Source organism: Streptomyces sp. DH10 (assembly GCF_029813805.1).
In the GTDB taxonomy this organism is placed as follows: domain Bacteria; phylum Actinomycetota; class Actinomycetes; order Streptomycetales; family Streptomycetaceae; genus Streptomyces; species Streptomyces coeruleofuscus.
Map to the genome: position 1 here is coordinate 1 of NZ_JARVKU010000052.1, position 6,054 is coordinate 6,054.

Sequence of the window (6,054 nt, forward strand, 5' to 3'; positions counted from 1 at the left end):
ACGCTGTTGAGTTCTCAAGGAACGGTCGCTTCCTTTGTACTCACCCTCTCGGGCTTTCCTCCGGGCGCTTCCCTTCGGTCTTGCGTTTCCGACTCTATCAGATCTTTTCTCGACCCGATTTCCTCGGTGCTTTCCAGGTTTCCGCTTCCGCGTTTCCCTTTCCGGCGGTTCTGACTCTATCAGATCCTTTCGGGCCCGATTCCCTGTCAGCAGGGTTTGTCTTCGCGGCTGTTGGGCCGTTCCGACGAGTGAGACTTTAGCGGATTCCCCGGCTCCCGAGCCAATCGGGGGCCGCGTCCTTTCGAACGGGGATTCCTCATTCCGTAAATACGCATGCCAATGAAACGACGACAGAACTACTTCGTCGAGTAGTGGTTGGTACCTGCGGATTGGCTGCCCGGGGACCGACCGGAGTCGGCGCTCACGTCGGGCAACTCGGAGAACACTACGGACGGGGTCTGGGCGTGTCAACTCAAGGGCGGACGGCACTCCCGGGGCGTAGTCTGAGGTGCATGACGACGCGTACGTGTACCCAGCTGTGGTGGGCCGCCTGACGGCGGCCGTGCTCACGTATGCACTCAACGGCCGCCGCTTCGGCGGCCGTTCTCGTTTCTCCCTCCGGACCACCGAGGGGCGGCCGCCGGGGCGGCGGTCACGACCGGAAGGTGGAGGAGAGATGACACGGGTCTTCAGCGGGGTCAAGCCGACGGGGCATCTGACGCTGGGGAACTACCTGGGGGCCATGCGGCGGTGGGCTTCCGTCGACCAGAACGAGGCCGAGGCCTTGTTCTGTGTCGTCGATCTGCACGCGCTGACCGTGGACCACGATCCCGCGCGGGTGCGCAGGCTGAGCCGGCAGGCGGCGACCCTGTTGCTGGCGTCCGGGCTGGATCCGGAGCTGTGCACGCTGTTCGTGCAGAGTCATGTGGACGAGCACGCCCGGCTGTCGTACGTGCTGGAGTGCGTGGCCACCGACGGTGAGATGCGGCGGATGATCCAGTACAAGGAGAAGGCCGCGCGGGAACAGCGGCGGGGCGGGAGTGTGCGGCTGTCGCTGCTGACGTATCCCGTGCTGATGGCGGCGGACATCCTGGCGTACGGGGCTGATGAGGTGCCGGTCGGGGACGACCAGGTGCAGCACGTCGAGCTCACGCGGGATCTGGCGGTGCGGTTCAACCAGCGGTACGGGCATACGTTCGTGGTGCCTCGGGCCACGAGGCCGGGCGTGGCGGCGCGGGTGATGAACCTCCAGGACCCGACGTCGAAGATGGGCAAGAGCGATGACGTCGGGCCGGGGATCGTCTATCTGCTGGACGAGCCGGACGTGGTGCGGAAGAAGGTCATGCGGGCCGTGACCGACAGCGGGCGGGAGGTCGCGTACGACCGGGAGGCCCGGCCGGGGCTCGCCAATCTGCTGGAGATCCTCGCCGCGTGCTCGGGTGGGAGTCCTGAGGAGCTGAGCGGGGCGTATGCGTCGTACGGGGCCTTGAAGAAGGACACCGCGGAGGCCGTGGTCGAGGTGCTCAGGCCGGTGCAGGAGCGGCACAAGGAGTTGTGTGCGGATCCCGGCTATGTGGAGGGGGTGCTGCGGGACGGGGCGGAGCGGGCCCGGGGGATGGCCCGGCCGACCGTGGATGCCGCTTATCGCGCGATCGGGTTGCTGCCGGCGGTGCCGGCGGCGGCGGCCGCGGGTGGGGCCGTGCTGGGGGTGTGAGGAGAGTGGTGCGGGTGTCGGGCGGTCGCCCGCCCGACACCCGCGGTGCTCAGTTGTTGTTGCCGGTGGCCAGGGCGCGGCTGCGGTCGCGGGCGGCTTCGAGGGCGGCGATGAGGGCGGCTCGTACGCCGTGGTTCTCGAGTTCGCGGATGGCGTTGATCGTCGTGCCGGCGGGGGACGTGACGTTCTCGCGGAGCTTGACCGGGTGTTCGCCGCTGTCGCGGAGCATCGTCGCGGCGCCGATCGCGGACTGGACGATCAGGTCGTGGGCCTTGTCGCGGGGCAGGCCGAGGAGGATGCCGGCGTCTGTCATGGCTTCGACCAGGTAGAAGAAGTAGGCCGGGCCGGAGCCGGAGAGGGCCGTGCAGGCGTCCTGCTGGGACTCGGGGACGCGGAGGGTCTTGCCGACGGCGCCGAAGATCTCCTCGGTGTGGGCGAGGTGGTCGGCGGTGGCGTGGGTACCGGCGGAGATGACGGACATCGCCTCGTCGACGAGGGCGGGGGTGTTCGTCATGACGCGGATGACCGGGGTGCCGGGTGCGAGGCGTTCCTCGAAGTACGCGGTGGTGATGCCGGCGGCGCCGCTGACGACCAGGCGGTCGGCGGGGACGTGGGGGGCGAGTTCGTCGAGGAGGGTGCCCATGTCCTGCGGTTTGACCGTGAGGATCAGGGTGTCGGCGATCTTCGCGGCTTCCGGGTTGGTGACCGGGGTGACGCCGTAGCGGGTGCGGAGCTCTTCGGCTCGTTCCGGGCGGCGTGCGGTGACCAGGAGGTCGGCCGGGGTCCAGCCGGCTCGGATCATTCCGCTGATCAGGGCTTCGCCGATCTTGCCGGTGCCGAGGACTGCGACTTTTTGGGTCATGGCTTTCGGTGCCCTCCGGGAGTTGCGCGTCGTCCGGGTTCATCCTCGCACTCGGGGGTGGTGGGGCGGGGTGCGTGTCCGGTGGGCGGGATGTCGGCCGGGCGGCTCGGTGTCTACGCCGTCCGGCGCCTGAGGGTTGCCGCTCCGAGCATCAGGACCAGGAGTGCGCAGCCGGCGACGATCAGGACGTCGCGGACGAAGGTGGCGGTCATGTCCGTGTGGCGGAGGACCTCGTTCATGCCGTCCACCGCGTAGGACATGGGGAGGACGTCGGAGATCGTCTCCAGGACCGGGTGCATGTTGTCGCGGGGCGTGAACAGGCCGCACAGGAGGAGCTGCGGGAAGATCACCGCCGGCATGAACTGGACCGCCTGGAACTCGGAGGCCGCGAAGGCCGAGACGAAGAGGCCGAGGGCCGTGCCGAGGAGGGCGTCGAGGAGGGCCACCAGGAGGAGGAGCCAGGGGCTGCCGGTGACGTCGAGGCCGAGGAACCAGACCGCGAGGCCCGTGGCCAGGGCGGACTGGATGATCGCGAGGGTGCCGAAGGCCAGGGCGTAGCCGGCGATGAGGTCCCCCTTGCCGAGGGGCATGGCGAGGAGGCGTTCGAGGGTGCCCGAGGTGCGTTCGCGCAGGGTGGCGATGGAGGTCACCAGGAACATCGTGATCAGCGGGAAGATCCCGAGCAGGGACGCGCCGATGCTGTCGAAGGTGCGGGGGCTGCCGTCGAAGACGTAGCGCAGCAGGAACAGCATCACGCAGGGGATGAGGATCAGCAGCGCGATGGTGCGGGGGTCGTGGGCGAGCTGGCGCAGGACGCGGATTGCGGTGGCGGTGGTTCGGGAGGCGTTCAGGGCCCTCGGCGGGGTGGCGGTGGGGGTGGTCGTGCGGGTGGTGATCGTGGAGGTCATCGCGTCGTCTCCTTTGTGCGGGCTGCCGCCTTTGCCTCGTCGACCAGGTGGAGGAAGGCCTCCTCGACGGTCTCCGCGCCGGTGCGGGTGCGCAGGGCCTGCGGGGTGTCGTCGGCGAGGAGCTCGCCCTCGCGCATGAGGAGGAGGCGGTGGCAGCGCTCGGCCTCGTCCATGACGTGCGAGGAGACGAGGAGGGTCGCGCCGCGGCTCGCCGCGATGTCGTGGAAGAGGGTCCAGAGGTCGCGGCGCAGGACCGGGTCGAGGCCGACGGTCGGTTCGTCGAGGACCAGGAGTTCGGGGGTGCCGAGGAGGGCGACGGCCAGGGAGACGCGGCTGCGCTGGCCGCCGGAGAGGTTGCCGGCCAGGGCGTCGGCGTGGGTGGTGAGGTCGACGTCGGCTATCGCGCGGGTGACGTTGTCGTGGCGGCGGTCGGCGGCGGGCCGGCCGGGGTCGAGTATCGCGGCGAAGTAGTCGAGGTTCTGGCGGACCGTCAGGTCGTCGTAGACGGACGGGGCCTGGGTGACGTAGCCGATGCGGGTGCGCAGGGTGGGGTGGCCTGCGGGCCGGCCGAGGACGTCGAGGGTGCCGGTGACCTTGGCCTGGGTGCCGACGATGGCGCGCATGAGGGTGGACTTGCCGCAGCCGGAGGGGCCCAGCAGGCCGGTGATCTGGCCGCGGGGGATCGTGAAGCCGAGGTTGCGCAGGACCGTGCGGGGGCCTCGGGTGACGGTCAGGTTCTCGGCTTGGACGGCCGCGTGGGCGGCTGCTGGTTCCGGGGTGGTGGTGCTGGGGCGCGGCGGGTCGGGAGCATTATTCATCATGCGATGAATAATGCTCCTGGGGGTGGGGTGCGTCAAGCGGGGGTGCGTCGGGCGGAGTGCGTCGGGCGGGGATGCGTCAGGCAGGGGTCTTCGCGAGGAGGAGGACCACCTCGTAGACCTCCTCGACGATGCCGTCCGGGAAGGCCTTGAGGAGGTGCTCGCGTTCCGCGGCCAGGAAGGCCGCGGTGTGTTCCTCGTCGTCCACCAGGAAGACCGAGTGGCTGCCGATGTTCGCGAGGTGGGTGTCGACGGGGACGCGGCGGCTCCAGCGGACCGTGCGGCGGGTGAAGTCGAGGCGGCCGGTGGGGTCGGTGGCGTGGGCATTGACGTTCCGCTTCTCGGCGGAGACGTCGATGCCGAAGTGGCGCTCCGTGCGGGCTGCCGCCTCGGCGATCCACGGCACGTCGAGGGCTTCCGTGTTCCACCAGAGGGCGAGGGCGCCGCCGGGGCGCAGGACGCGGAGGGCCTCCGGGACGGATCGGGTGGGGTCGGTCCAGTGCCAGGCCTGGGCGTAGGTGACGAGATCGACGGAGGCGTCGGCGAGGGGCAGGTCGTCGCCGGTGCCGCGGATGATCGGGATGCCGGGGAGGGTGCTGCGGAACTGTGCCGCCATGCCGTCGCCGGGTTCTACGGCGATGACGTTCGCGCCGCGGGCGTGGAGGAGGGCGGTGGCTATGCCGGTGCCGGCGCCGATGTCTGCGACGCGGGAGCCGGGGAGGGGGTGGTCGGCCAGGGTTTCTATCGCGTCGAAGAGGGCTGGGGGGTAGGAGGGGCGGTTGGCCGCGTACTGGGCTGCGGCGGTGTTGAAGGAGTGGGCGCGGGTGGAGTGGAGGGTGGAGGGCTTGGGCGTGGAGGGGTGTGTGGCCATACGGTCATGGTGGCCGGGGGTGGGGGTGGGCGGCGGTGAGTTTTCGGTGAGAGGCCGGGGGGTTATGCGCGGCGGCGCTTTTTCGACGGGTTGCCCGAGCGGTGGGTCGTGCGCTTCTCGTGGTGCTTGCGTGCCGCCTCGTACTCCTCGCGGTGGAGCCCTTCGCCGGGGGCCTCGGTGAGGGAGCGGAAGAAGTAGGCGAGGAGGGAGCCGACGAAACCGATGGTCAGGAGGGAGCGGAGGGATGCCTGGCGGTCGGGGTCGGGGCGGCGGGTGAAGCCGTCCCAGGTGTGGCGGAAGGCCATCGCGCTGCAGACCGCGAACATCACGACCATGAGCAGGGTCACGAATCCGCCGATCGCGGCGATCTGGAGGCCCTGGTAGGCGAGGCGGAGGACGAGGCAGGAGACGACCGCGGTGGCGAGTGAGCCGACGGCGACGCCGATACGGCGGGCGGTGTAGCCGTTGTCATGGTTCAGCCAGGTCGTGCCGAAGAAGCGGATGGGCTCGGGGCGGGGGCCGTTCTCTGCGCTCACCGTTCGATTATGGCTCCCGGCGTGTGGTCCTGTGCCTGCGGCGGCCCGCGCGGCTTCGGTGCGGGCCCATGTCGCGCCCTACGCGCCGCGGGTGGGTCGGGGCCGCGCCGGGGGGTGTCCGTCCTAGGAACGGCGCGATGGGGTCGGACACCGACTCACTGTCCGTCGACGCGCCAACCGCTGCGGGCGGACACCCCCGACACGTCCCCTTCTCGCCTTAGGGCGTGTCCGCAAAGTCCCGTCGTCCGCCCGGAGGGCGGGCCTCGCGGCGTCCGGTGCGTGCTCTGGGGGTCCCCCCGGCCGAAGGCTGGGGGAGTGCCGGGCGGACGCCCGCGTACTGGTTGT

General features: G+C 70.3%; 6 protein-coding genes. 1 reads left to right on the forward strand and 5 read right to left on the reverse strand.

The genetic code is table 11. The annotated features are described in order from the left end of the window. Nucleotides 1-676: 676 nt before the first annotated feature. Nucleotides 677-1,714: a tryptophan--tRNA ligase gene (gene trpS / locus QC385_RS43750; RefSeq protein ID WP_279546983.1), complete on the forward strand. Its 1,038-nt coding sequence runs from the start codon at nt 677-679 to the stop codon at nt 1,712-1,714. Between the two features lie 49 nt (nt 1,715-1,763). On the opposite strand, the gene proC is transcribed toward trpS, so the two are convergent. The 5 genes from proC to QC385_RS43775 all read right to left on the reverse strand — a co-directional run bounded on the left by proC (nt 1,764) and on the right by QC385_RS43775 (nt 5,709). Next, nucleotides 1,764-2,576: a pyrroline-5-carboxylate reductase gene (gene proC / locus QC385_RS43755; RefSeq protein ID WP_279546984.1), complete on the reverse strand. Its 813-nt coding sequence runs from the start codon at nt 2,574-2,576 to the stop codon at nt 1,764-1,766. A 113-nt stretch (nt 2,577-2,689) separates the two neighbouring features. Then, a complete protein-coding gene (locus QC385_RS43760; protein WP_279546985.1) occupies nt 2,690-3,484 on the reverse strand; it encodes an ABC transporter permease in 795 nt (264 codons plus the stop codon). Continuing rightward, nucleotides 3,481-4,305, reverse strand: a complete 825-nt coding sequence (locus QC385_RS43765) for an ABC transporter ATP-binding protein (protein ID WP_279546986.1) — start codon at nt 4,303-4,305, stop codon at nt 3,481-3,483. Before QC385_RS43765 ends, QC385_RS43760 begins: the two co-directional genes overlap by 4 nt. A gap of 76 nt (nt 4,306-4,381) precedes the next feature. Further along, a complete protein-coding gene (locus tag QC385_RS43770) occupies nt 4,382-5,173 on the reverse strand; it encodes a class I SAM-dependent methyltransferase (protein WP_279546987.1) in 792 nt (263 codons plus the stop codon). A gap of 62 nt (nt 5,174-5,235) precedes the next feature. After that, entirely contained in the window at nt 5,236-5,709 is a 474-nt protein-coding gene (locus QC385_RS43775) for an EamA/RhaT family transporter (protein WP_279546988.1), read from the reverse strand. Nucleotides 5,710-6,054: the final 345 nt, after the last annotated feature.